Here is a 26646-nt window from a genome sequence, read left to right on the forward strand (position 1 = left end):
GTTCTTCGATCGATCCGTCGCAATGCCACATTCGGACAGTAAGCTCACAGTGGTCAGAGGTCAAGTGGTCAGACCAGTTTGTGACCCAGGAATGCCTCGACCTGTCTACACCCGTTCGGCGGCCGTGACGGCCGCACTCTTGGGATCCCCCGACGGCAGGGCGATATCGGTGTCCAGGGACAGCGGCTGGCCGAAATTCGGTGTGCCGTCGGTGTTCCAAGTGAACTTCTGGGCCCGGGTGGTGCGGCCGTCGTACGTGTATGTGCTGGTGGTCTTGCCGTGGTAGGCGATCCAGTCCTCGGTGCCGTCGGGGCTCTGGAAGAAGTTGTTCGAGCCGGGGCCGAAGACGTTGGCCGAGTCGTTGCGGCCGAACACCGCGTTGGGGTACTGGGTCCAGTTGTCGGGGTTGAGCGGGTCGGCGCCGGGCGGGAGCGTTCGCATCCACAGCTGGTAGTCCGGTTTTCCTGTGTCGCAGGTGGAGTAGAGCAGGTAGGTGGTGCCGTTGCGCTGGATCGTCACCGGGGCCTCACGCACCTCGGTGCATCCGCCCGACGACGGCAGGTACACCGCGGGCCCGGACAGGGTGACCGGATCGCTCATCGGGGCGATCTGCAGCAGATTGTTCGGGCCGCTCCAGATCAGATAGTACTTGCCGTCGAGAATCAGCAACTCCGGATCGATCGCCCACGCATCCCCGAGCTGACCGACGAATGTATACGGCCCCAACGGATCTGTGCCCGATGACTTCAGCACGTAGATACGGTGAGCGTCGTTGCTGCCGTCGCTGGCGGTGTAGTAGAAGTACCAATTCCCTTCCAGCAGACGAAAACACGGCGCCCACATATCCTGATTGCGGGACGGGGTCGTATCGGTCCACACCGTATTCGGTTGCGCGGTAGCCAGATCGGCCAGCGAGGCGGCCTTCCAGATCTGCAAGGAAGTGCCCTGGCTGGCGGACAGATAGTAGTTCCCGTCGTAGTAGGTCATGAACGGGTCCGGCCCCTGGTTGAGCGGATTGCGAAACGTCCCAGCGGTTCCCGTGCCGGCGGCGGCTGAATTCTCGATCACTGGAACGGCCTTACCCCTCATCGTCGATCCCGAAACGGGCTCCGCGGCAAGCGATGACCGTCTACTGCCGATCACCCACCCCATCGCTCCAGTCAACCGGGACCCGGCCCCTGTCGCCGATGAACAGGCGATCGGGCCGTGCAGTAGTTCTTGCAGGAGTGCCTGTGGCGGCACGATGGGTGCGATCACCGGGACCCCTGGAAACACCGAACGCCGACCACTGGTGATCCGGTGATCGGCGTACTGGCCGGTTGGTAGCGCGAGACGACGGCATGCGCGGATGCCGTCGTTTTCGTGCGCGAGAGGGGACTTGAACCCCTCAGTGCGGCAGATTTGCCTGAACCATGTGTTCGATGACATCTAACATAGGTAATTTCCGTGGTTGTTTCAACGCTGTCGGTGGGTGTTTTCTGCCGTAATAGGATGTAGGCGAGCGTCTTTCATGTCGGCTATTCCTGTCGATGATCATTGGTCATCTATCGTCGCAGGGGCGAGAGGATCTTCTGGCTGGTTCGTGGGTGAATGTCGCCGCGCTGGTGACGTTGGAGTCCAGCAGGTGGATTGGGATCGGGTACTGTCGTCGGGTCAAGCTGAGCGATCGGCGGGGCGATACCCGAGCGAACCCGGTAGCCGGTGCGAACTTGCTTCCGGGCTCACTCTTTTTCGACACCATGGACGAGTGGTGGCCTAGCCCCTTCCCTGGTCGATGAGCTCGTGGAGATGGCGAGCAGTTGCCAGTGCAGCGAGTAGCCCGGCTGACACGGCTGCGACGAACCCTGCTATCAAGCCGGCTCCCGCGCCATAGGCTTTGTAACGGGTAATCCAGCTGCTGCTGCCGCCGCTCCGCCAGCACACAGGCCTACCACAACGGATAAGCCGATGATCACGGCCGACCGCAAAGAGACAATCGACTCGTCTCGATTGTCGCTCCCGGATCGGCCACGTGGCTGCTGGCTGCCAGAGCCGGTTGCTGGCGGCATTCTCGTCCTCCCTGCTAAAACACGGTCGTGACGAGAACGGCCCGTTGCCTGGGGGCGTTGCCTTATCGGCGGGCCAGCCGTCCTCGTCTCTCGACAAGCCTTCCCGTTGGGACCGATTTGGTCAAGAGGAACATTCTGGTTGTCGATTTTCGACAAATAACATAGAGTTCTGGCATGGCCAAGCAAGTAGGGGCGCTGGGTCCTGTGGGAATCCGTGTTGGACAGCGTGTGCGAGACCTTCGTCGCGACCAAGGTCTTACACTTCAAACTCTGGCATCGAGGCTGGTGGACCTTGGTCGGCCGATCGACATCTCGGCGTTGGCGAAGGTCGAGAAGGGGCAGCGGCGGATCGATGTCGACGATCTGATGGCGCTGGCTGTCGCGCTGGACGCATCGCCAAACTGGATTCTCCTGCCGAATCGAGCGTCGGACGATATGCCTGTCGAGTTGACGCCGTCGCATCAACGCGGGGGGGTGGATGCGTGGCAGTGGGCTGTTCGCGACCGTCCTGGTGAACTTGACCCACCATCGCCGCACTCTCACATCCAAGTAGCTCGAAGCGATGAATCCTTGAACCTTGAGAATCTGCGGCACGAATGGCCGGGAGCTCATTCTTCCGCTACGTATGAGGGTGTACTGAGCCAGATTCGAGATGCCTTCCAGGCGAACAACAAGCGCGTCATCATCGTCACTGGTGGGCCCGGGAGTGGAAAAAGCGTGCTCGCAATGTCTCTGCTCGTTGCCCTCCGGCAGGACGGCCGTCGGGTGCTGTATGCATCTGGATCCTCCACCCGCATCGAATACATGAGGAAATCTGTAGGTAGAGGAAGCTCTGAAGTGCAACGACTTTTCACCTATTACAGGAACCTGACTAACGCTGCACCCAACGGACTCGATGTTCTGATCGGCGACGACGCCCATCGAATCAGGAAGACGTCCTCGACCAGATTCACGCCGCGAGCATTGAACTCGGGCCGGCCGCAAGTCGATGAATTGATGTCGGCTGCAAGGGTTCCGGTGTTCTTTCTGGACGAGAATCAGATCGTCAGGCCAGATGAAGTCGGAACGTTTGATCTGATCAGTGGCCACGCGGCACGCCTCGGGCTTCCCGTAATCCATATCAGACTTGAGGGGCGGTTCCGCTATGGAGGGAGTGCTGCATATGAGGAGTGGCTGCTGAATCTGCTCGGGTTGCGAGCATTAGGTCCTTCGAAGTGGAGGGGAGACAACGACTTCGAAGTGCGTGTCGCGGCATCACCGCAAGAGATGGAAGATTTTCTCCGCGCGAAGATCAACGCTGGCGAGACGGCGCGCATCGCGGCAGGATACTGCTGGCCTTGGAATAAGCAGTTGAGTATGGACGGCACGCTTATAGATGACGTCAAGATCGGGAACTGGTCGAAGCCATGGCCCAAATTTGAAGGCAAGCTAAGTGGTGAAGCTCCTCCTGCGGCGTTCTGGGCAACAGATCCGCGCGGCTTCGAGCAGGTCGGCTCCGTGTACACTGCACAGGGCTTTGAATATGATTGGGCTGGCGTGATCCTTGGGCCGGACATTGCAGTAGACGGGCAGCATTTGACTGTTCGCAGGGACGCCAATATGGATCCTGCGTTAAAAGGCGCGAAGAGCAATCCGGTCTATGATCAAGAGTTCGAGAGGTTGGTGCGCAACTCCTACAAGGTGTTGCTGACACGCGGAATGCGGGGAGTGGTAATCCACGCAGTGGACCCAGCGACACAAGAGTTCCTCACGAGTCTCGTTGGCTAGTGCCGTGGGTGTCGATTCTCTGACAATAGCAGGCGAAGGGTCCGAAACCTGATGCGGCCCAACAGTTTTCAAACGTACACCTTATGCCTGACTGGGCAGAGTGCGGTAACGGCGTCGCATGGCGGGCGTAGACGGTTGTTGCAGGTTGGTGCCCTCGGCAGGACACAAAAAACGTGGGCAACCGGAAAACGACTGGTCATCGTGGGTACGTACCCAATCTAAGGGTTGCGATGATCGTGCCCTGGGCAGCTGGTCATTCCCGTGTTCACAGTGCCCTCGGCGGGTACTGCTAACACGGGAACGGTTCTGACCTGCGGTTTCCGATAGAATAGTTGCTGATTGAAGCCGATTACCAGCTATGACCCGATCTTGGGGCGTCAGCGGCATACGACACCCGTGCCAACCCCACGTAGTCGTAGGGTTAGCTCGGCTGTGATCGAGCCGGATTACCTGCTGTAGGCAGACAGTGCTGTGTCTTGGCGAGCCGTCTGCCCTTACCGTGTGGAGGTTTCGCCGACGGAACGGACCATTTGCTGGCGCGCAGCTACCTACGTGGGATTGGTTGGCTATGCCGAGCGATGATTCGCTCGGCTATGAGCTGGTTGCGGTGCAAGGCATCGGCGACTGCGGTCGTATCGCCCCAGGAACCGGCGGCGGCAACGATTTTCCCACCACTATCAACCCAGGAGATTCCCCGATGACAATGCCCGCCATGCCCGCCGCCGTGATGCAGTCTTTCGCCGCGTCCCAGTCCGCTGATGCCGACGCCTGGGCCGATGCCTTCGCCGTCGACGGCGTGTTCCACGATCCGGTCGGTGAGCCGCCGATCGTGGGCGCCCCGCGATCCGTGAGTTCATCGCCTCGGTGCTGCCCAATTTCAGCCCGTTCCTCGGCCTGACCCCGCGCGAAGCCCACACCGTCGGAGACTCGGTCGCGGTCTGCTGGTCCGGAGCCGCCGTCACCACGACCGGAACCCCGGTGAACTGGTCGGGGATCAACGTCTATGACCTCGATGACGACGGGCTCATTCACGAAGCCCGCGCCTACTTCAACCGAGCCATCTTCCAAGCCCAACTCGACCGATAAGACCAGCCGAATCCAACCCGAACCCGCCCACAGGATCAACAGTAGCGGTGAAGACCGACGAGGAGATCATGGAGATTCTGGCTGCCTACGATCTGACCGGCAGTTACCGAAGAGCCGCCGAACTGGTCGGCTGTGACCACCACACGGTGCGCCGCTACGTCCAATTACGTCGGGCTGGAACCGATCTCGCGGTTCCAGCCCGTCGAGCCCGGCTGATCGATGAGTTCATGCCCAAGATCGAAGAACTCGTCGAGGCATCGAACGGCCGCGTCGGCGCCGACCACGTTCACAGACGTCTGGTCGCAGTGGGGTTCACCGGCACCGACCGCACCATCCGCCGCGTGGTCGCTGCGGCCAAGGAGTCCTACCGTGCTGGTCGGGGATCGGCGACTTCAAGGTCGATCACAACCGGCGGCATCGCCATTCGGCGCTGGGGTATCTGACCCCGGCCGAGTACGGTGCCCGCTGCAGCCACACCCACCACCCCGTGGCCTGCGAAATCAACTGAAAACGGATCGAACACCCCGGACTCCATTACCGGGTTGCACCATCGGGGACCGGCACTTCGCGCACTGGGCCTGGGTGAAACCGGCTGCCGGACGGACAGGACGACAAGAGCCGTATGACGGGAGACTGTCACGCACGGGTCGGTGGGAGCCCGGGGCCTTGCCCGGAGTTCACGGTCGATACGGGCGGGCGATCAACCCTCCGAGCGGGTCTTGATGCCGGTCAGAGTGCCCTTGATGCCCTTGTTGATGATTGCCTTCAGCATGAAGTCCGGCACCGACCACTTGACCGCCATGTCCAGCTGATAGTTGAGTTCGACACCAGCCGCAACCGACGTGATGCCATAGGTCTGATCTTGTTTGACAATCGTGTCGCCCTCGGTCAGGTGTGTCTCGATGGTGGTCTCGTCGGGGTAGCTGTAAACGAGCGTATAGCTGGCCTTCTGGCCCATCGCGGAGATGTCGAACTTGACTGTCGCTGGTCGTCCTAGAGCATCTTTGTCGACGATTTCCACCTTCAGCATTTCCTTCTGCCAGGTGGGGTAGGCCTCGACATCGAGTATGGCTGACCTGACTTTTTCGGCGGTAGCCTTGATAGTGGTCGACTCGGCGATGCTGTTACTCACTTCTCTAGCCTCCGTGGTTGTGGCTGGTCATCGGTGGCCAGCCCGGTCGAAGATGGGCCGTCGTATGCCCAAACCTGTCAGGGACAAGTTCGTAAGATACTATCAAATTCTGGCTCAGTTTAGATGGATCGAAGTTCGAGAGGCCCTGCGGAAGGATCGGCGAGGATGGACGGTACTGAATTGGCGCGGGTCATGTTGCGTACGGTCGTCGGGACAACGATGATCGCCCACGGCGTGAAGCACGGCAGGTCCCTGGAGGGCACCGCGGGCTGGTTCGAATCGATCGGCTTCGCGCAGTCGCGGGCCCAGGCCCGCGCGAGCGCGGTGGTGGAGGTGGGAGCAGGTGCCGCCATGATCGCCGGAGCGGGCACGCCGCTGGCCGGCTCGGCGGTCGTGGCCACGATGGCGGTCGCGGCGCGAACTGTGCACGCCGCCAACGGCTTCTTCATCACCTCGGAGGGTTATGAGTACGTGCTCAACCTGGCGACCGCATCCGTCGTGATCAGTGCGCTGGGGAGTGGACGGTGGAGCGTCGACGGGCTCGTGTGGGGTAAGGGTCGGGGATCTGGCGTCAGGCGAGCCGCGCTTGCGGCAGGTCTCGGGTTGGCTGCGGCGTCGGTTCAGCTTGCGGTCTTTTGGCGCCGTCCCTTGCCGGGGCGGTAGACGCCCCTGCGGCGGGCCGCATCGCGTCCCTGCTGCAGGGCCGGAGTGTCCCATGGTCGGGCCTTCGGCCCGCTCGTCGATCCGACGTTCGAGGGTGGCTGTCGGCGGACGGTGTTGCCGGGGGTCAGAGCAGGCGATAGCATCTAAATCAGTTCAGATTTTGAGGGGCATTGAGAGTTGAGATTGCCCGTTGGTGCTCGATTCCCGGCCCGAGACGGTACTCGCCTTCGGCAAGTTGCCCGCGTTCAGAGAGGAACTCGGAAAATGACAGCAGGAACCACGGAGCAGACCGGCGTCAGTGGCGTGCTCCAGGCAAGCGGCGGCATCATCGAGGTTCGCTGTCCCGCCGATGGCAGGATCGTCGGGCGGGTTCCCGATCTTGGGGCGGCCGGAGTACAGGCTGCGGCGAAACAGTTGCGTGCCGCGCAGCCCGCATGGGAGGCGCTCGGTCCCGACGGTCGCGCGGAGCACATGCGGAACTTTCTCGACTGGATCCTCGACAACGAGGCCAACCTGGTCGGGATCATGCAGGAGGAATCCGGTAAGTCCTGGGGCGATGCCGCGCTCGAGGTCTCCATGGCGGTCGACCTGATCAACTACTACAGCGGCCATGCCGCGGAGTTTCTCGCCGACCGCAAGGTTCCGAGTTGGGGGGCCAGCGGACTGACGAAGAAGTTGCGAGTATTCGCCCGGCCGCATCAGCTGGTCGGCATGATCACGCCGTGGAACGGCCCGCTCGGCGGTCCGATGCTCGACGGTGTCGCGGCCTTGATGGCCGGTGCTGCAGTATTGTTCAAACCCTCCGAAGTCACCCCGCTCACCTGGGCCGAGGCATCCAGAGGATGGCTCGAGGACATCGGTGCGCCGCCGGTGCTGGCAAACGTCACGGGCGGGCCCGAGGCGGGCGCCGCGGTCGTGGACGAGGTCGACATGATCATGTTCACCGGATCGACGCGCACCGGGCGCAAGATCGCGGCGCGCGCCGGCGAGCGGCTGATTCCATGCAGCCTCGAACTTGGCGGCAAGGACCCGATGGTCGTACTCTCCGATGCCGACATCGATCGTGCGTCGAGCGCGGCCGCATGGGGCGGCATGTGGAATTCGGGCCAGATCTGTATCTCGGTGGAGCGGGTGTACGTCGAGGCGCCGGTCTACGACGAGTTCGTGGCGAAAGTGACCGACAAGGTCAAGAATCTGCGGCAGGGGATGGATCCGGACGGAAGTTTCACCACGGATATCGGAGCGATGTGCACCCCCGCGCAGTTGGACATCGTCGAGAAGCATGTCAACGACGCGGTCGCGAAAGGCGCCCGGGTTCTCACCGGCGGAAAGCGCGCCGAAGACGGGCAATTCTTCGAACCGACGGTCCTGGTCGATGTCGATCACTCGATGCTGTGCATGCGTGACGAGACCTTTGGCCCCACCGTGCCGATCATGAAGGTCGACTCCGAACAAGAGGCCGTGCGGCTCGCCAACGACTCCCGCTACGGGCTGAGTGCGAGCGTGTGGAGCAGAAGTCGCTCGCGCGCGGATCGCATCGCCCGCCAGATCGAGGCCGGCGCCGTGAATGTGAACAACGTCATGATGAGCACGTTTCAGCTGACGATACCGATGAGCGGCTGGAAAGAATCCGGAGTCGGAAGTCGCTCCGGCGGCGCGCCCGGGATGCTCAAGTTCTGCCGGCAGCAGTCGGTGGTCACGGAGCGGATTCATCTGAGCTCGGAACCGCACTGGTACCCGTATGTGCCGAAGAAGAGCGAACTTCAGGCGAAGATGGTCCGGTTTCTCGGTGCCCACGACTGGCGTCGTCGCCTCGGGCGGACGCCCAAGAGGTGATCGGCCCAAGACCGCTCGGCTCCGGAATGTCGGTGCCGAGCGTTCGGCTGTCCACGTCCCGCAGTGGCACTTAATGGCCGAGGTACTGCAGCGGATGCAGCTGTGAGCAAGAAATCTATGTCTACTTAGGTTCAGTTCTTAACATCGTGTGACCTATAACACCAGCTAGATGCGCATCGGAAAGCTCTGTATGTGTTGCCAATCGAGCGCCTGTCGACAATAATATCTAACATAATTTAGAATGGACGAATGTTTCCGGCTCATACGACCTCTAGGAGAGAACGTGCCGTCGATGACCAATCCGGAGTACCCGATCGACGAAGCGCGTCTGAAGGAAGCGGTACAAGCGGCCAACTTGCCGTCGCTCACGATGGTGCTGTTTCAGCTGACCGGGGATGAGCGGTGGCTCGAAGATCCCTACCGCCCGGCCAGGTCGCGTGGGCTGGGGCCCAACGATGCGGGGGGGTTCGCGCCAGAGATAGCCGAGGAGATTCGGTCCTGCGCGGTGTCGGCGGTGGTGGCCTGGTCGCGGGGGGTGCCGGCAGCGATGCCCAACCCGGGCCCGGAGGTGCTCCGCGAGATGCTGACCATCTGCATGGGCGAGGAAATTCCGGCCGAATACGAGCGGGTGATGCGGGAAGAGATGGGCTTCGTGCCCGCGCCCAAGCCCCGGCCTGTGCAGGCGGGAGATTTCTCGGTCTTGATCGTCGGAGCGGGAATCTCCGGAATGATCGCCGCGGTACGACTACGTGAACTCGACATACCATTCGTGATCCTCGAGCGCAATCCGGAGGTCGGCGGTGTGTGGCTCACTAATACCTATCCGGGTGCAGGGGTGGATACCCCGAGCTACCTGTATTCGTTCTCCTTCTTCCAGCGGAACTGGTCGACGCATTTCGGCAAGCGCGATGAGATGGCAGGCTATCTCGCGGATGCGGCGGACCACTTCGATCTGCGACGCGACATCGTGTTCGGCACCGACGTGGAATCCGCGGCGTACGACGAGACCGCGCAGCGATGGACGGTCACCGCGCGCGATCACGACGGGACAGTGCGCGAGTATTCCGCCAACGTCGTGATCAGTGCGGTCGGGCTCTTCAATAAGCCGAAATTGCCGGACATCCCGGGCATCGACACCTTCCGGGGACCGATATTTCACACCGCGGAGTGGCCGGACGGTCTCGACGTGACTGGAAAGAAGATCGTGGTCGTCGGCACCGGGGCGAGTGCGATGCAGGTGGTTCCCGCGATCGCGGACAAGGTCGGGCAACTGACCGTATTCCAGCGCTCGCCGCAGTGGATCGGTCCCAGTGAGGAGTATTTCGCTCCGGTGCCCGAGGACGTGCACTGGTTGATGGAGCACGTGCCCAATTATCATGCGTGGTACCGGTTCCGCCTGGCATGGGTTTTCAATGACCGGGTCCACGCGACGTTGCAGATCGACCCCGGGTGGGAACATCCCGACCGCTCGCTCAACGCTGTCAACGACGGCCACCGCCGATACTTCACCCGCTACCTGACCGAACAACTCGCGGACCGTCCGGATCTGATCGAGAAGTGCCTTCCGAAGTACCCGCCGTTCGGCAAGCGAATGCTGCTCGACAACGGCTGGTTCGCCGCGCTCAAGAAGGACAACGTCGAGCTGATCACCGCCGGCGTCAGCCGAATCACCGAGACCGGCGTGATCAGCAGTGCCGGAAGGGAAGTCGATGCGGACGTCGTCGTGCTGTCGACCGGCTTCGAAACGTCTCGCTACCTGCAGCCGATGGAGGTATTCGGTCGTGGCGGCAAGTCGCTGCGCGACATATGGGGCGATGACGACGCCACCGCGTACCTGGGCATCACGGTGCCCGATTTCCCCAACCTCTTCTTCATGTACGGGCCGAACACGAATTCGGGTGCTGGGGGTTCTTACTTCTTCATCGGCGAGTCGCAGGGTCGGTACATCATCGAAGTCATAGAGCGCATGGTTCGTGAGGGCCTGGGGGCGGTCGAATGCCGACCCGAACCGCACGACCGCTGGGTGCGTGAGGTCGATGCCGCGCACGCCCACATGGTGTGGTCTCATCCGGGAATGTCGACGTATTACCGCAACTCCCAGGGACGGGTTGTGACGAATTCGCCCTACCGCGTTGTCGACTATTGGTTGATGACCCACGATCCGGATCCGGCGGACTTCGTCATCGAACGTGCTACAGCCTCGGTGGCGCCCCCCTCGGAGTGACCGAACGGACACACTTGTACGTCTGGGTTCGCGCCAGCGCGGACCCGTGCATCGGCAGCATGAGCCGCTGAACGGTCGACCAGTAGATCTCGGTACTGGACTTCTATTCGCACAAGAGCGTCGACGCTGTGGGTGTTGCCCGCCAGCGGCGTCGACCATGGCGTCGGTCATCGCGTCGAAAGCCGCGGTCACGGCGTCGATGAACAGTGCGCGGACACGCCGGGGCCACGGCCAGCAATGCACGAGACATTCTCTGACCTTCGTATCGAGATCCTGCACTGCGTTCTATACCCGACAAGTACGGACAGCAAGTCGAGGTATACACGATCGGCGGCAAGAAGCGAATGTCAACCGCTGGCCTTGACCATTCCGTCCAAGACCAGCATCGTGAACTGATCCGCCAATTCCTCCGGGGTCAGCTTGCCCTCCGGGTGGTACCACTCGACCGCCCAGTTCAGGGTGCCCGTCAGCACCATTACGACCGCGGAGAGATCCAGATCGTCCCGGATTTCGCCGGAAGTGATGGCGTCCTGCAGCAACTCTCGCCAATAACTCAGGTAGGCGCGCTGCTGATTTATGGTCTGCTCTCGGACCCCTTCAGGGATCTGGCCGAGGATCCGCACCAGCGCAGAGGTGAACAGGCTGTTTCGCAGTACCGACAGCAAATGGGCGGTCAGCGCGGTGGAGAATCGATCCAGGGCGGTGGCATTCGCCGGAAGCGAGTTGAGGCTTTCGCGGGCGAGATCGTCGGTTCGTTTCCATGCGAGCTGCAAGAGTTCGACGACCAGATGTTCGCGCGACTTGAAGTAGTAGTACATGCTACCGGTCTGAATTCCCGCGGTAGCGGCTACATCGGCGAGCCTCGTTCCGGCATAGCCATTCTCGCGGAACTCCTTCGCCGCGGCGTCCAAGATTCGCTGGGCGCCCTCCGGCATCTTGTCGCCGGTGAGCGCGCGTTCGGCTACCGTCTGCTCCGCTGCTGCCACCGCAGCGAGCTCGCGATCGAGCGAACGGGAACTGCTGTGGCTTGTCGCCAACCCTTCCATGAACAGTGACTCGAACTGGATCTTGAATTCGGCGGTGGACAACCCGTCCCGGCGGGGTCTGAACCAGTCCGGCGAGGAGTTCATCGCTCCGAGGATCAGCATGCGTAATGTCGAGTTGTCCAGGTCGGCGCGGATGCTCCCGGAACCGTACGCATTGTTGACCAGCGTCCGCCAGAAGGTCCCGTATTCTCGCTGCTCGTGCAGCCGCCGTTTGCGGATATCCTCCGGGACTTGCCCAAGGATCCTGATGGTTGCCGCCGTGTAGTCGCCCATCTCCAAGACAGAGGCGAGGTGTGCGTCGATCGCCTCGCGCAGACGGTCGAGATCCGACGCATCCTCGGGCAGGGCGGCCACTCGGCGGCGGACGAAGCCGCTAGTGCGCTCCTGGCCTACGCGCAGCACCTCTTCCACAAGTTCCTCACGCGATGGAAAGTGGTAGTAAAGGCTGCCCGCCTGAGTGTCGGCGGCCGCGGCGACGTCGGACAAGCGAGTTCCCGCATACCCCTTGGCGCGAAACACGTGCGCGGCGGAATCGAGAATGCGTGCGCGGGTAGCGACGCCCTTCTTGCCGGTCCTGGCTCGCTTCTGGGCCACAGATCCCTCGAATCCTGTCTATCGGCAGTTGCTCTCGACGGCGTTCGAATCTACGCCGGATGAGACCAGCATACCGGCCGTCATAGCGCTGGCATCAGCATGTGTCCGCTGGCAGCCGGCCGATCGACAGAAAAAGTTGGATTAGATTCGAGACGGCCTGACGGGGCATGTCTCCAGCCGTCAGGGACTGGCCGCCGTTAGTTCCGGGCCCGGCGGCCGCGAGGCACCGCGTGTCGGCACACGTGGTCGTCGATCGCTACGGGGGGTTGCCTCCTGCACTGCGCCGATGCTGCGGGTGGGTCGGATAAACCGCAGGCCGGGTAGGGTAGCACGCTGGTCGATAGATGTAGTTTTCATATCTAAATTCGACACTGAATTCAGGCCCCGGCACGTGTCAGGCCGGTGGGAGCTGGCCTCGGATCAACAGCCATGCGATCGCCGCGACCAGGTGCTGGATCGGGTCGACCAGGTCGATGATCATCGTGTTCTCCTTCGGGTGAGCCGGCGGAATAATGCGGATTGAACTGCTCTTATTACGCCTACCTCGGAGTTGTGTCGCGCGCTCCGAGAGGGGTGGATGTTTCGTGGGGTCCTGCGCCGCAGGGCTGGCCGAGCTCATGTCTCGTGCTCGAATCCGGCTCGGCGTCCAGCGGTCAGCAGGACTCAACGACGACAAGGCTACCCCTAGCCGAGCCATAAAATCTGTGTTAGTTTAGATCCCTGTGACTCAGCGCACACAATGCATGGGAGTCCGAATGCGTCACACCCGGTAGGTGTTGCGGAACCCGCGGTCCCTGCATCGCCGGATCGAAAAATCTCATCACTTCTAGATCGATATGGAGTCACCTATGAGGGTCTTCGGCCAGAGCCGACGAGCCGTCAACGGGTGGCATGGTACTGAAACGCATAGGTAGTGAGGGCGATGGCAGGGCTCGAGATCGTGGTCGAAGGATTGACCAAATCATTTGGTCCGCAGACTATTTGGGCGGACGTAACGCTGACATTGCCGCCGGGAGAGGTGAGCGTCCTGCTGGGCCCGTCCGGCACGGGCAAGTCGGTGTTCTTGAAGTCGCTGATAGGTCTGTTGACTCCCGAGCGAGGCTCGATCCTCATCGGCGGGACCGACATCGTGCGGTGCACGAGTGCAGAGCTCTATGAGGTCCGCAAGCTTTTCGGTGTGTTGTTCCAGGACGGTGCGCTGTTCGGTTCGATGAATCTGTTCGACAACACTGCGTTCCCGCTGCGTGAGCACACCAAGAAGTCCGAGTCCGAGATCCGCCGGGTCGTGATGGAGAAGCTCGAGCTCGTCGGTCTCCTCGGAGCCGAGCTCAAACTTCCGGGCGAGATCTCGGGTGGCATGCGCAAGCGGGCCGGCCTGGCGCGGGCGCTGGTCCTGGACCCACAGATATTGCTGGTCGATGAGCCGGACTCCGGACTTGACCCGGTCCGCACGACCTACATCAGCCAACTGCTGATCGATATCAATGCCCAGATCGACGCTACGGTGCTCATCGTCTCGCACAACATCAATCTGGCGCGAACGGTTCCCGACAACATCGGCATGCTGTTTCGACGGGAACTTGTCATGTTCGGACCGCGTGAAGTGCTGTTGACCAGTGACGAACCAGTCGTAAAGCAATTCCTCAACGGCACCATGATCGGGCCGATCGGGATGTCCGAAGAAAAGGACGAGGCCCAGATGATACACGAGCAAGCGATGGTCGACGCCGGCCACCACCACGGTGGCGTCGATCATGTCGAGGGGATTATCCCGCAGCTGCGGCCAACCCCTGGAATGCCGATTCGGCAGGCGGTCGCCCGTCGCCAAGAGCGGGTCCGCGCAATGATGCGTTCGCTGCCGCTCAGCGCCCAGACCGCGATCATCGACAGTCTTGCAGAGCTCGGCGAGCCGGCCCACCCCGGTGACGAGCCTTCGGGCTCACCGCAGGCAGTTCGAATATGAGGTACGGATCATGACTGATATTACCGAGCCGATGGCGGCCGATCCGCCGCCGACCACTGGTGATACGCCGGTGCCGGAGGGTGCGCTCGATCGGTACGCCGCGCCTCCCTTGCGTGCGGCCGGTGATTATTTAATGCAAATTAAATACTTTCGACCGATCGCTTTCGCGACAAGTGGTGCTGAACTTGGCTTTTGTGTTCGAAGTTCGTAATCGTTTCGCGGGCACGTCGAGTTGTTCCACCCTCGTCTCGAGATTCTCGGGTGAGCAGGTGAATTGATAATAGCCATCGAATAACACGCGTCGTCTCATATCCGGCACCCGTATGCTTGTATCGGTCGGCGCATTCACCGATACCGAATGCCTTTGCATGGCAGGAGTAATCATGGAAAACGAGATTGCAAAATCGAAGTCGCCGCTCTGCCGGACGACGCGCCCGGGCATCTCCCGGGCGTCGTCGCGGTGGCACGTTGCCACTTGCAATACGGCGAAGGGCGGCGCCCGATGACCACCACACTACGGCCTCCGCTCACGCAGCCGCAGCAGCCGGGCTCCGCGTCCGAACCGCAGTTGCGGGGGGCCTCGGTCCTGTCGCGGGTGGGGAGGCAACTGAAGGAGCGGCCGGCGCGCTCACTGGCGACGATCGGCCGCACGGCCGAGCTCACCGTGGAGGTGTTGCGGTACACGTTCGTGGATCTGGTCCGCATGCGCCTGCCGATGGGCGAGGTTGTGGATCAGATGTGGACGTTGTTGAAGGTGACCTCACTGCCGGCGCTGTTGATGGCGATCCCGGTCGGTGCGGAGGTCGCGGTCGAGGTCGGCGGCATCATGAACCAGGTCGGCGCCAACTCACTGGCGGGCGCGGCGTCGGGTCTGGGTGTGGTCGGTCAGGGCGCGCCGATGGCCGCGGGCCTGCTGATGAGTGGTGCGGCCGCGTCGGCGATCGCCTCGGACCTGGGTGCGCGCTCGATCCGTGAGGAGATCGACGCCATGCGAGTGATGGGTGTGGATCCGGTGGAGCGGTTGGTGATGCCGCGCTTGTTGGCGATGGTCGCGATCGCACCCATTCTGTGCATCATCATCGTGGCGGCCGGTGTGTTCGCTGGCCTGATTATTTCGGCGAATGTGAATCATGTTGTGCCGGGAAGCTTCTGGGCTTCGTTCGGCGCGTTTGCCACGACGACGGATTTGGCGTTCTCGGTGTTGAAGGCGTTGGTGTTCGCGGTGATCGTGGTGTTGATCGCGAGTCTGCGCGGCCTGGAGGCCAAGGGCGGCCCGAAGGGCGTGGCGAATGCGGTGAATGCGTCGGTGGTGCTGAGTGTGTTCTGCATCTTCGTGATGAACCTGCTGATCACCCAGTTGCAGACGATGTTCTTCCCGGACCGATTGGCGTGATGATGACCACTCCTGCTTCGAAATACGTTCCGGCGCCGTTCTCCTCGGTGCTGATGCGGTCGGTCCGGTCGGCCGGGCGCCGGCTTTCCGACATGCTCGGTGAGATCGGTCAGGTCGGGGTGTTCACCGGCAAGACGCTGATCCTGTTGCCGAAGACGGTCAAGCATTACCGGTCCGCGACGTGGAAGACGATGAACGGGATGGCCTGGGGGAGTGGGTCGTTGATCGTCGACGGCGGTGTGGTGAGCCTGATGCTGTTCCTGGGGGTGGCGGTCGGCGCGGTGGTGGCGATCGAGGCGTTCATGGCGTTCAATCTGCTGGGCTTCGGTGCGTTGACCGGAATCGTCGGGTCGTTCGGCAATCTCCGGGTGATCGCGCCGATCATCACCGGTATCGGATTCGCCGCGCAGGCGGGGTGCCGCATGACCGCGGAGATCGGTGCGATGCGGATCTCGGAGGAGATCGATGCGACCGAATCGATGGGCCTGCAGGCGATTCCGTTCGTGGTGGGTACCCGGGTGATCGGTGGGATGTTGATCGTGCTGCCCGGGTATCTGATGGCACTGGTGGTCAGCTTCTTCACTTGCGGGCTGATCGTGAAGGTCTTCGACAATCAGGCTGCGGGCACCTACGACCATTACTTCACGCAGATGCTGACGCTGCCGGATCTGGGTGCGTCGCTGGCCAAGGTGCTGGTGTTCTGCGTGATGGTGACCCTGATCCATTGCTACTACGGATACTTCGCCAGCGGCGGGCCGGCCGGTGTGGGTGCGGCGTCGGGGCGGGCGATCCGCGCCAGCCTGGTGGCGATCGTGGTGTTGAACTTTGCAATGACAGTGGCCATCTGGGGTTTGAGTCCCATGTTGGTCTTCAAAGGATGAGGCGATGAGCAAACCGAGAAACCAGGACTTCCTGCGCGGTACCGACGCCCAGCAGACCCGCGTCGTCACCATCGCCGCGGTCGCCATGATCGCGATCGTGGCCGTGGTGGTGGTGGGCATGGTGTGGGTTCGTCCCCACGTGGAAAAGCCCAGCGGAATGCCGCTGAGCGTCGATGTCCCGTTCGTCGCGCCCGGTGTCGGTAAGGGCACCAAGGTGATCCTGCACGGCGCCGAGGTTGGCGAGCTCACCGATCTGGCCAATCACGGCGACGGGGTCGTGCGGATGAGCCTGTTGCTGAACCCGGGCCAGGTGCATGGTTTGACCGACGACTTCGACGTCGACTTCCGTCCCGAGAACTACTTCGGTATCAGCGCGGTCAACCTCGTCACCAAGGCCGGTGGCAAGCAGCTGGCTTCGGGTCAGGTGCTGAATCGGATGCCGACGGGTGATTTCACCATGTCGACGATGCTGCAGAAGGGGTCGATCGCGATCGACGGCACGCTGACCGATTCGATGATCCAGTCTCTGAACAAGGTCATCAAGTACACCGACGGCCTGACTCCGATGATTCAGACCGGCATCGTGTTCGCCGACCGCGTGGCCAAGGCCCAGCAGGCGATGCCGAGCGAATTGTTCGGCCGTGCCGACGATATTCTGCAGGTGCTGCCGGCATTCAGTCAGCAGGCGATCGACATGTTGTACAACATATACAACGACGATTACAACAAGTCCGGGCCCGGCGGCTCCTTCGGTGCGAACGAGGCCGCGTTCTCCGATATCGATAAGGGCCTGGGCCTGGCCGCGACCGACTTGTTCGGGTCGGCGGGCAAGTTGCTGGCCTCGCATGAGCACGAGCTCACGCCGGATGTTCAGTTGGTGCAGGCTTTGGTGGATGCGTTGCCGCACATGATGGACGGTGGCGCGATGCCCGGCAAGCTCTCGACGCTGGTGGATCGCTACAACCGCGCGTTCAGCAATGGGCCCGAGGGCTCGAAGACGTTGAACATGCGGGTGGTGCTCGATGATCTGCCCGGCATGGCCGCACCGCTGGCGGCGACCGGTCTGCCGCAGGTTCCGGGGCAGGGGGCCGAGCGATGAGCCCGAAGGTCACATTGGTTGCGACGCTGGTGAAGCTGGCGTGTGCGGGCGTGGTGGCGGCCTTGCTGACCGTGATCGTGGTCAATGGGATCAAGAACCCGGACGAGCACGCGGATCGGCACTATGTCGCGGATTTCACCGATGTGTCGGGTTTGCACGTCGATGGTGATATTCGCAGTAAGGGTGTGCAGGTCGGCAAGGTGACCTCGATCGACCTGATCCGTCAGGGCGGCCGCAGTATCGCTAAAGTGGGGTTCACGCTGGAGAAGCCGTTCGAGCTGACCGACAATACGGTGCTGGCGGTGAAGTACCAGAACCTGACCGGTATCCGGTATGTGGATCTGCAGGTTCCCGCCCAGCCCGGTCAGCGGATCGATCATCTGACGACCCAGCAGACGCGGCCGTCGTTCGATATCACGCAGCTGTTCAACGGTTTGCAGCCGGTGCTGGCCACGATGAGCACCGATCAGATCAACGCGTTCACCCAGAACGCGATCACCGTGTTGCAGGGCGACGGTGGAGGTTTGGCGCCGATGATGGACAGTGTCCAGCAGCTGGCGGATATGGCGCGTGATCGTCAGCAGGTGATCTCGACGCTGACCTCGAATATCGCGCACATCTCGGACTCGATGGGCGGTCGTTCGCCGCAGGTCATGGATTTCATGCATGCGGCGGAGATCCCGATCGACAAGGCGAATTCCATCCTGGACAAGTTCTACGAGACCAGTACTTTCGGACCGGAGTTCATGACCCCGGTGCACCGTTTGATCGTCGAGCTCGGTTTGAATGGCGAGTTCGATGTCGACCAGTTGCTGCAGCACACGTTCTCCTCACTGCCCGCCGCAGCGAATGCGTTGCGGTTGCTGCCGGTGACCATCGCCGGTTTGCAGTTGCCGGCGATGGTGGCCGGGCAAACCCTGGGCTGCAGCAAGGGCGTGGTGAAACTTCCTACGGACGTCAAGGTCCTGCTCAACGGCAGTGAGGTCGTGGCATGCAACAAGTAAGGCAACCGGCCGCCGGCGTGAAGGCCGTGCTGGGCCGGATTCGGCACAGCCACATGCTGTTGGGGTCGGTGGTGGTGCTGGTCGCGGTGATCGCCCTGGCGGCGGCGGGGCTGCTGTATATGCGTCCGATGAACCAGAAGACGATCCGGTTCGAGACCACCGACGCCTCCTCGATCAATGTCGGGGAGAGCGTGCGCGTGGCCGGTATCGATGTCGGCAAGGTATCGAAGGTGTCGATCCGGCCGGCCACGGTGCAGGTCGAGGCCCGGGTCTCCGACAGCACGTTCGTTGGCACGGATTCCACGGTCGAGGTCAGGATGCTGACCCCGGTCGGTGGTTATGCGGTGACCGTGGTTCCGGCGGGCACCGAAGCGTTGGGCGAGAAGGTGATTCCGGTCGATCACGTCAGCGTCCCGTACTCGATCGGCGACGTGCTGCAGGCCGTGCCGCACACCACGGACAACGTCAAGGGCGGCACGATCGACGCCAACATCGATCAGGTAGCCCAAGCGCTGCAACACAATTCGTCCTCGGTCTCCTCGATCATCCAGGGCATGAACAGCATCGCGACCGTGATGGACCAGCAACGCGAGCAGGTCCGCACGATCACCGATCTGGCCTCGGAATATCTGCAGTCGTTCAACAGCAGCCGCGAGTGGGTGTTCGAACTCCTGCGCAAAACCGAGATGGTCCTGACCACCTATGACAACACCCACGTCGGATTCAACGAGGCCTACCGGCTGCTGGGTGACGTGTTGTATCGGGTGACGCCGGTGATGCGTTTCCTGCTCGAGCACAACCCCCAGATCAAGCCGATGATCGAGAAGCTGCGGTCCTCGATCACCGACTTCCAGACCTCTATGGGCCCGGCCCTGGACCAGCTCGAGAACCTGCGGGATCGGCTGGCGGCGTGGCTGGGACCGGACGGGCTGGCGACCCTGGGTGGGGGAACGATATCGGCCGCGGACATCTGTGTCCCGCTTCCCGGACGGGCGTGCTGAGATGAAGAAGAATCGCAAAGTAGCGCTCGTGTCCGCCGTGGTGGTGGGCCTCGCGGCCACCGGTGCGGTGGGATACGCGGCTAGCACCGACGGCGGCGGGTCCGGCGGAGGATCGGGCTTTTGTGCCGACATGTCCGACACGGTGGGTCTGTATCCGGGGAATCCGGTGACTCAGATGGGTTTCAAGGTCGGGCACGTCGAGAGTGTGCACCCGGAGGGCGATCACGTAAAGGTCACTTTCAGTCTCGATGCCGGGCGGGCGTATCCGGCGGATGTGAAGGCGGTGACGCGCTCGAAGTCGCTGCTGGCCGATCGCAGCCTGGAATTGGTCGGTAACTACACTTCCGGTCCGAAACTGGCTGCGGGCCTGTGTGTTCCGACTTCGCGGACGTTCACACCGAAGAGTATTTCCCAGATCGCCGGGTCGGCGGCGGATTTCATCGATGCGATGAGCCCGAACGACAACAAGAAGAGCTTCCAGCAGGCGGTCGACGGTTTCGACAAGGCCATGCACGGCAACGGCGAGCTGGCCAGCCAGATGATGCAGCATGCCTCGGAGGCGATGTCGAGCCCGAACCAGTTCGTCTCGGACATCGGCTCGATCATCCACAACATGGCGCCCATGAGCGACGAAGCGCTGAAGAAATGGGCGACCATTCAGTCGATCCTCGACCAGGCGCCGGCGATCGCGCCGGCCGCTACCGATCTGATTGCGGCTGCGAACAAAGTCGCCGTCGGTTCTGTCGGGTGGCTGGTCGCCACGCTGTACATGATCCAGTCCGACTACGGCGACTTGCTGTGGCCGTCGCTGGATGGCCCGGTGTCCGATGCGATCCATCTGGCGGCGGGTCATTCGAAGGATCTTGCGGGACTGGTGGATTCGATCCCGTCGGTGGCTTCGGTGCTGCGGCAACAGTCGCACAGCTCGGGCGGGCTGGCCGTGGCCTACCAGCCGCCGACGGTGCAGGTGAATGCGCCCGACGCGGGGCAGATGTGCGATGTGCTCAACCACATGACCGCGGGCAGTTGCACCAACGCGGGCGGGCATGTCCAGGTGTCCGCGTTGCGGCTGCTGGACCTGGTTGTTGCGAAGGGAAGTAGATGAAACTCTCGACCAGGCTCAAGGCCGGTATGGGCGCGGCCGCATTGTGCTGCAGTGTCGTGGTGACCAGCACCGCGTGCTCGCTGGGCCCGAACGATCTGCCGTCGGTGACGGGTGGGATCGGCAAGTCGTACGACCTGACCGTGCAGTTCGCCAGCGTGATGAACCTGCCCGCGGGTGCGGACGTCATGATGGACGGCCTGCGCGTGGGGGTGGTGCACAGCGTGGATGTGTCCCCGGGCCGGGATGTGTCGGTGGCCGTGCAGATGAAGGCCGGCACCCGGGTGCCGGTCGACGCGCACGCGATCATCCGCCAGGACACCCTGCTCGGTGACACCTATCTCGAGCTGGATCACGACCCGAACACGCCCATGACCACTGTGCTGCAGCCGGATGGCGTTATTCCGGTGAGCCGCACCACGTCTCCGCCGCAGCTCGAGGACACCATGGCGGTGCTGGCCTACTTCGTCAACGGCGGCAGCATCCAGAAGGTGGAGGACGCGATGACCCGGATCAACCGGGTGATGCCGAATCTGCCCGATGTGCAGAACATGGCCTCGGTCGTGGCCGCCGATTTCCACGACCTGTCCCGGAACACCGGCCAGATCGACCGGATGCTCAACGGCGCCAACGCCACCGCCGCCGCGATCGACGCCAACAACCCCACCCTCGCCGAGATATTCTCCCAGCACGGAGTACGTTTCTGGTATCTGGCGGCCAAGGACATCGTCTCGTATATTGCGCAGATTCTGCCCGCAATCGGCAGCATCTTCAAGGGCGGGCTCTGGATGGTCCCGATGCTGGACTCGCTGGCCAATGCCGGCGGGCAGATCCGCGACATCTACGACGTCACCTCCTCGGACAAGCTGACCAACTTCCTGCAGAACACGGTGGCGCCGTTCGTGAAGGACCCGTCGGTGAACATTCGGTCGGTGCAATCCGCAAAGGGCGATCAGGTGATCGGTGATGTGGAGAATGTGCTGCGCATGCTGGGAGCGGTGAAATGATCCTCACTAAGACACGTATTTCCGTTGCCGGGATGGCGGCGCTGGCGGTGGCGTCGTTCGTCTACATGGATCACCTCGGTCTCGAGACCGGGGTCATGGAGCACGTGCGCACCGTCAGTATGGCGGTGCCGGACACCAACGGCCTTGTCATCGGTTCCCGGGTGCTGCTGCGTGGTGTCCAGATCGGTCACGTCACCGACATCACCTCTTCGGCCGAGGGGGCGTCGGTGGCGATGAAATACGATGACGGGTATCGGATCCCGGCCGACAGCCGGTTTCGGGTGGACAACCTGTCCGCGCTGGGTGAGGCCTACGTCGCGGTCACCCCGGACACCGAATCGGGCCCGTATCTGGCGAATCATGCCACCGTCAACCCCGCGGAGGTGACGGAGCCGACCACCTTCAAGGAGCTGTCGGCGCGGTTGACCCGCATGCTCGAACAGGTCGATCCGGACAAGATTCGGGACGTCTTCCATGAGTTGAACGTCTCTCTGCCCGACGACACCCAGGTCCTGGGCAACCTGAATCATGCCGGTGAACTGCTGGCCACCATGATCACCAACCAGGCGGACAGTCTCACCACGGTGTTCAAGGCCATGCAGCCTTTGCTGTTGCGCAGCGGGAAGGTGCCCGCAGACCTGGCCAACACCACGCCGACCATCGCGCAATTCGGTTCCACTTTCGGCGAATTGCTGAACGGGATCCGGTTCGCCCAGGGGAGGGGCCCAACCACGGTCGGCATCCGGGATGGTGCGGGCCCGTTCCTCGTCGACCTCCAGGGTTTCCTGGACAAGAATGCTACCGATCTGCACACGCTCGGTGTGGATCTGCTGCCGGGCGTGCGGGCCGGTGCCGCGGCGATGTCGACGGTGAACGTGGGTCAGGTGCTCGACAATGCGCTTGCCGCAACCGATTCCGGTGACAGCCTCACCATCCACCTCCGCGTGCCGGGAAAGTAGGTCGATACCGGACTGACAGCGAACGACCGTCGACCCGCCCGTTACTAGGAAGAGCAAGAAGAATGACCCAGAAAACAGCACTGTTCGAAGACAAGCCCGGCACCGACGCGCCGGCCGACACCGATTCGCCGCAGCACAAGCGCGGATCCGCGGCCGTCGGCGCGGTCGTCCGCAGGGGACAGAGCGTCGGTGAAGCCGCCATCAAACTGAAGACGATCGTGTCCGCGGCGGTGGCCGCCGCGGTCGTCATCGCCCTGGGCGTGCTCGGCTGGCAGCTGCACTCCACATCGAACGATCTCGATCACCTGCACGCCGGCATGGCCGCCCAGGCCCATGCCGAGCAGGTGGCCCTGGACTATGCCACCGGCGCCGCGCAGATGGACTTCCACGACCTGGCCTCGTGGCGCGGCCGGTTGACCAGGGGCACGAGCCCGGAGCTGTCCACCCGCCTGTCCCAGGCGGGCACCTCGATGGAGCAGATCATCACGCCGCTGCAGTGGGTGTCGACGGCCGCACCGGTCGCCGCCAAGGTCACCTCGGAGTCGAACGGGGCGTACTCGGTCGACTGCTTCGTCAACGTGCTTACCAAGAACAGTCAGGCACCCGACGGCATCCAATCCACGGCCACCTACAAACTGACCGTCGACAGTCACAAAAACTGGCTCATCACCGACATCGGCGGCATCGACTCGGCCCTGACGCCAGGCAAGGCACCGAGGTAAAGCACGTCGCACCCGATGTTACGGCCGTCACTGCGTATGTTCCCGAAATCGACGGCAAATTCGGCCGCTTCCGGGAAGGAATCCCGTACGCCGAGCATTTGCCGTAGCCACTGATCATCGAAGGAATCTATGACACAAGCAACCACGGACTCGATCACCCTCGGGCGCTTACCCGACCACAGCCCTGTCACCCACAACCCTGCCGATCCGGACGCCACCACACCTGCTGGCGGACTTGGACACCAGCCGTCACCGTCCACGTGAACTGCCATACATCCTGTGCACGCGCACGCACCCGTCCGAACAGATCGGTTCGCAGGACACCGGGCCGCAATGGTCTGGAGATGACCCGGTCGGTCGCAGCGCCACGCACAATCCGGAAACAACCGCCGTCGTCTTCGATGATGTCCTGGCCCAGTACGGTGGCCAGGAGTTGCGCCCCCCTGCCGGTCGGCTCGTCGACGTCCGTCCAGCGCGGTCAGCATCGCGTGTCCGTCGCGGGCGCGGGAATTGATCAACTGTTCCCGTGCACTCTGATCGTCCCAATCGATCACCGGTTTGGCGGCGCTGGCGTAGTCGTCACGCTCGTGACAAGTCCCCGCAACGCAGAGGCCAGTTCGGCATCCGCGGCGGCGAGCACGCCGCGGATTGCTGACCGGACCAGGGTGATGGTGTCCATCGTGGCGACCGCGTCATACAACGGGGTCGAGTCCAGCACGCGGCGCCGGCCCGCCAACCCGGCTGCGCGAGCGACCTCGAGCACAGCGTCGAAGATGCGGTTCGGCCGGTCCGAGCGGGCCAGCCGGGCACGCATGTCCACCAGCACCGTGTGCACGAAGCCTGGATAATCGAAATCCAGGCCACCAGCGGCGTACTTCCAGCGCGCATCGAACGCGAAGCGTTCCACCGCTTCCCGATCCGAGAGCCCCTCGATACGCTGCAGCACCATCACCACTGCCACGATCGAGGGCGGCACCGACCGCCGCCCGGCGTCGGTGAACAGATCAGCGAACAACTCATCCGGCAACAACCGACCGCATTCACGGTGCAGCACACCGTAATCGAGTCTTCGGCCACCCGGCCCGCGCAGAACTCCACCGTCGACCGCAGCAGATCACCCTGGCTCGGCACACGCCCCGAGGTCACCCCAGCATTCTGCTCGAGACCAGCCGGTCACCGCACGAAGAACACCGGTCACCTAGAGGTATGGTCGGCAGCGGGACGTCGGCTTACCGCACATGGCGGTCGAGGAACTCGATCAACGCACCGCCGAACATATCGTTGCGGTCGCCGGCGACCATGTGCGCGGCGCCGGCGACCTCGACGTACTCGGCAGTCGGGACGACCGCCTGGAAAGCGGCCACATTCTCCGCGCGTACGATTTCGCTGCGATCGCCGCGGACGAGCAGAATCGGCGCCCGCACATTTGCGAGGGCCTGCTCGAGTCTTTCTTCGCTGATATTTCGCGGGCTCGTTTCCTCGCCGAGCATTCGCGGATCCCAGTGCCAGTAATAGCGACCGTTATCTCTACGTCTCAGGTTCTTCTGCAGGCCGGTGGTGTTCGCGGGCCGTGGACGGTGCGGAAGATATCCGGCGACCACCTCGGCCGCATGCTCGACGGAGGTGAAGCCGTCCTGGTCGGCGAGCATGAAGGACATGATCGCCGCCTTACCGGCTTCGTTCGATCGGGGTACGACGTCGACCAGGACCAGCGCGGTGCAGTCGACGGCCGGCGACTCGCCGGCGGCAGTGATGCTGGCGAGTCCTCCGAGCGAGGCGCCGACGAGCGCCGCGGGCCGGGCCAGGCACTGCACGACCCGGCGGAGATCTTCCGCATAGGCATCCATGGAGTAATCGCCATCGGCGGCCCAATCGCTGTCGCCGTGGCCGCGCAGGTCGAGCGACAGCACGAGGTATCCGGCGGCGGTCAGTGTGGTGGCCACACCGCCCCAGGCGGATCGGGTCTGACCTCCGCCATGGAGGAGTACCACTAGGGGGGCATCCCACCGGCCGGTGAGCTCCGCGGCCAATTCGACGCCGCCGACGCCGGTGAAACGGAGAGTCATTGCTTCGGCTCCTGTCGGTGTCGAGGACCCGGCTGTGCCGGATCGCCTGGGGCCGTAGTCTCCCCCAGCGTAGTTCGAAGCCAACCTAATATAGGTTAGCTAGTGAGTCAAAGTAACGGACTGCGCCAGCACGTCTCAGATCTGTGCGAGTGAGTGTCGTTGGTGCGCTGTGTATCTCGAATTCTCCCTCGTCGAGCCCGTGGGCGTCGATGAAATTATGCACAGAATTCGAGCTCGGATCGCGACTGTGGGCGGTGCCTCATCCGGCGAGATAGACGCTGACGGTCAGCCCGCCGGTGACCATGAGGTACACCTCGAACGCTGCGCGAAGGCCAATCGGGGCATCGCGCAACTCCATGAAGTGCAGTCCGACGAGGCGCACCTTCGCGAACGCGACGACGATGACCGCGAGCGAGGTGACCGCACCTCCCGTCTCGGTGCCGAGCGCCCACGAGAGCGCGGTCGCGGCGACGAGCAGAAGCCAGACGCAGACCCCGGCAATTCTGAGCGGGTTCACCGGACGAGGTAGACGAGCGGGAAGATGACGATCCAGAGCAGGTCCACGAGGTGCCAGAAGCAGGCGCATCCCTCGGCGAACGATATCCCGAGCGGGCTGAGCCGATGTGCGCGCCGGGCGAGTGACCACAGAAAGATGAGTAAACCCAGGCCGAGCACCACATGAAACATGTGCAGGCCGGTCAGCAGAAAGTAGAACAGGAAGAAGTCATTTCCGGTCGGGGTGTGATGGTGCGCGATCGCGTGGTAGTACTCGAACGCCTTCACTATTGCGAATACGGCGCCGCACATCATCGCGCCGAGTACCAGGCGTGGTGCCACCCGCGGGTCGGCCGCGCGGATCGCTCGCACCGCGAGTACGACCAGCAGCGAACTGGTGAGAAGGACAAGCGTGTTCACCGCGCCCGCATCGACGCTCAGTGCGCGTTGCGAGCGCGCGAAGAGGTCCGGATCCTTCGCGCGATATCCGAGGTAGACAACGAACACGAAGCCGAAGACGATCAGGTCGCCACCGATGAATACCCACACGCCCGCTTC

At 62.8% G+C, this 26646-nt stretch carries 24 protein-coding genes and 1 pseudogene; 18 read left to right on the plus strand and 7 right to left on the minus strand.

The annotated features are described in order from the left end of the window. Nucleotides 1-105 precede the first annotated feature (105 nt). Nucleotides 106-1068 carry a glycoside hydrolase family 43 protein gene (locus tag ON40_RS07325; RefSeq protein ID WP_051192795.1) on the minus strand — a complete coding sequence of 321 codons (963 nt, stop codon included), beginning with the start codon at nt 1066-1068 and terminating at the stop codon, nt 106-108. 1154 nt (nt 1069-2222) lie between these two features. Between ON40_RS07325 and ON40_RS49675 the strand changes: the two genes are divergently transcribed. The 4 genes and pseudogenes from ON40_RS49675 to ON40_RS07345 form a co-directional block, all read left to right on the plus strand. Continuing rightward, nucleotides 2223-3815 (plus strand): DNA/RNA helicase domain-containing protein, encoded by a 1593-nt coding sequence (locus ON40_RS49675; RefSeq protein ID WP_083895469.1) that lies wholly within the window; start codon nt 2223-2225, stop codon nt 3813-3815. A gap of 568 nt (nt 3816-4383) precedes the next feature. Then, complete coding sequence (locus ON40_RS51715) at nt 4384-4713, plus strand: hypothetical protein (protein WP_157186223.1); 330 nt, start codon at nt 4384-4386, stop codon at nt 4711-4713. Then, the gene (locus tag ON40_RS07340; protein ID WP_040819901.1) at nt 4680-4901 is read left to right on the plus strand and encodes a nuclear transport factor 2-like protein; all 222 of its coding nucleotides are present in this window, start codon (nt 4680-4682) and stop codon (nt 4899-4901) included. The genes ON40_RS51715 and ON40_RS07340 overlap by 34 nt, the downstream gene beginning before the upstream one ends. Before the next feature lie 47 nt (nt 4902-4948). Further along, a pseudogene (locus tag ON40_RS07345) lies at nt 4949-5320 on the plus strand (IS21 family transposase); the annotation flags it as partial. Nucleotides 5321-5601: 281 nt separating this feature from the next. Here the strand turns inward: ON40_RS07345 and ON40_RS07350 are convergent. Further along, on the minus strand, nt 5602-6033 hold the full coding sequence (locus tag ON40_RS07350) for an SRPBCC family protein (RefSeq protein WP_040819903.1): 432 nt from the start codon (nt 6031-6033) through the stop codon (nt 5602-5604). Between the two features lie 165 nt (nt 6034-6198). On the opposite strand from ON40_RS07350, the gene ON40_RS07355 reads away from it, so the two are divergent. The 3 genes from ON40_RS07355 (at nt 6199) to ON40_RS07365 (ending at nt 10756) form a co-directional block, all read left to right on the plus strand. Continuing rightward, the gene (locus ON40_RS07355) at nt 6199-6696 is read left to right on the plus strand and encodes a DoxX family protein (protein ID WP_040819904.1); all 498 of its coding nucleotides are present in this window, start codon (nt 6199-6201) and stop codon (nt 6694-6696) included. A 264-nt stretch (nt 6697-6960) separates the two neighbouring features. Then, on the plus strand, nt 6961-8532 hold the full coding sequence (locus ON40_RS07360) for an aldehyde dehydrogenase family protein (protein WP_040819906.1): 1572 nt from the start codon (nt 6961-6963) through the stop codon (nt 8530-8532). Nucleotides 8533-8824: 292 nt separating this feature from the next. Next, the gene (locus tag ON40_RS07365; protein ID WP_040819907.1) at nt 8825-10756 is read left to right on the plus strand and encodes a flavin-containing monooxygenase; all 1932 of its coding nucleotides are present in this window, start codon (nt 8825-8827) and stop codon (nt 10754-10756) included. Between the two features lie 347 nt (nt 10757-11103). Here ON40_RS07365 and ON40_RS07370 read toward each other — a convergent pair whose 3' ends face one another. Then, the gene (locus ON40_RS07370) at nt 11104-12396 is read right to left on the minus strand and encodes a TetR-type transcription factor C-terminal domain-containing protein (protein ID WP_040819908.1); all 1293 of its coding nucleotides are present in this window, start codon (nt 12394-12396) and stop codon (nt 11104-11106) included. Between the two features lie 922 nt (nt 12397-13318). Here ON40_RS07370 and ON40_RS07375 point away from each other — a divergent pair. The 11 genes from ON40_RS07375 (at nt 13319) to ON40_RS07420 (ending at nt 23527) form a co-directional block, all read left to right on the plus strand. After that, a complete protein-coding gene (locus ON40_RS07375) occupies nt 13319-14359 on the plus strand; it encodes an ABC transporter ATP-binding protein (RefSeq protein ID WP_051192797.1) in 1041 nt (346 codons plus the stop codon). A 10-nt stretch (nt 14360-14369) separates the two neighbouring features. Next, entirely contained in the window at nt 14370-14570 is a 201-nt protein-coding gene (locus tag ON40_RS51720; protein WP_157186224.1) for a hypothetical protein, read from the plus strand. Nucleotides 14571-14861: 291 nt separating this feature from the next. After that, the gene (locus tag ON40_RS07380) at nt 14862-15752 is read left to right on the plus strand and encodes an MlaE family ABC transporter permease (protein ID WP_051192798.1); all 891 of its coding nucleotides are present in this window, start codon (nt 14862-14864) and stop codon (nt 15750-15752) included. Between the two features lie 53 nt (nt 15753-15805). Then, a complete protein-coding gene (locus tag ON40_RS07385) occupies nt 15806-16633 on the plus strand; it encodes an MlaE family ABC transporter permease (protein ID WP_051192824.1) in 828 nt (275 codons plus the stop codon). A gap of 4 nt (nt 16634-16637) precedes the next feature. Then, nucleotides 16638-17732, plus strand: coding sequence for a hypothetical protein (locus tag ON40_RS07390; protein ID WP_040819911.1), 1095 nt, complete (start codon nt 16638-16640; stop codon nt 17730-17732). Further along, on the plus strand, nt 17729-18736 hold the full coding sequence (locus ON40_RS07395) for an MlaD family protein (RefSeq protein WP_040819912.1): 1008 nt from the start codon (nt 17729-17731) through the stop codon (nt 18734-18736). The genes ON40_RS07390 and ON40_RS07395 overlap by 4 nt, the downstream gene beginning before the upstream one ends. Further along, nucleotides 18724-19737, plus strand: coding sequence for an MlaD family protein (locus ON40_RS07400; protein WP_051192799.1), 1014 nt, complete (start codon nt 18724-18726; stop codon nt 19735-19737). The genes ON40_RS07395 and ON40_RS07400 overlap by 13 nt, the downstream gene beginning before the upstream one ends. A 1-nt stretch (nt 19738) precedes the next feature. Continuing rightward, complete coding sequence (locus ON40_RS07405; RefSeq protein WP_040820134.1) at nt 19739-20842, plus strand: MlaD family protein; 1104 nt, start codon at nt 19739-19741, stop codon at nt 20840-20842. Continuing rightward, on the plus strand, nt 20839-21846 hold the full coding sequence (locus tag ON40_RS07410) for an MlaD family protein (RefSeq protein ID WP_051192800.1): 1008 nt from the start codon (nt 20839-20841) through the stop codon (nt 21844-21846). The genes ON40_RS07405 and ON40_RS07410 overlap by 4 nt, the downstream gene beginning before the upstream one ends. Then, entirely contained in the window at nt 21843-22805 is a 963-nt protein-coding gene (locus ON40_RS07415; RefSeq protein WP_306305375.1) for an MlaD family protein, read from the plus strand. Before ON40_RS07410 ends, ON40_RS07415 begins: the two co-directional genes overlap by 4 nt. Nucleotides 22806-22867: 62 nt before the next feature. Next, nucleotides 22868-23527 carry a hypothetical protein gene (locus tag ON40_RS07420; RefSeq protein ID WP_245567705.1) on the plus strand — a complete coding sequence of 220 codons (660 nt, stop codon included), beginning with the start codon at nt 22868-22870 and terminating at the stop codon, nt 23525-23527. 550 nt (nt 23528-24077) lie between these two features. Here ON40_RS07420 and ON40_RS07425 read toward each other — a convergent pair. The 4 genes from ON40_RS07425 to ON40_RS07440 form a co-directional block, all read right to left on the minus strand. After that, nucleotides 24078-24581, minus strand: coding sequence for an IS1182 family transposase (locus ON40_RS07425; RefSeq protein ID WP_051192801.1), 504 nt, complete (start codon nt 24579-24581; stop codon nt 24078-24080). Nucleotides 24582-24756: 175 nt separating this feature from the next. After that, nucleotides 24757-25593 (minus strand): alpha/beta fold hydrolase, encoded by an 837-nt coding sequence (locus tag ON40_RS07430; RefSeq protein ID WP_040819915.1) that lies wholly within the window; start codon nt 25591-25593, stop codon nt 24757-24759. A gap of 259 nt (nt 25594-25852) precedes the next feature. After that, nucleotides 25853-26110, minus strand: coding sequence for a cytochrome C oxidase subunit IV family protein (locus ON40_RS07435; protein WP_040819918.1), 258 nt, complete (start codon nt 26108-26110; stop codon nt 25853-25855). Continuing rightward, entirely contained in the window at nt 26107-26637 is a 531-nt protein-coding gene (locus ON40_RS07440; protein WP_245567706.1) for a cytochrome c oxidase subunit 3, read from the minus strand. The genes ON40_RS07435 and ON40_RS07440 overlap by 4 nt, the downstream gene beginning before the upstream one ends. Nucleotides 26638-26646: the final 9 nt, after the last annotated feature.

The sequence above is a fragment of the Nocardia jiangxiensis NBRC 101359 genome (assembly GCF_000308615.1).
GTDB classification, from domain to species: domain Bacteria; phylum Actinomycetota; class Actinomycetes; order Mycobacteriales; family Mycobacteriaceae; genus Nocardia; species Nocardia jiangxiensis.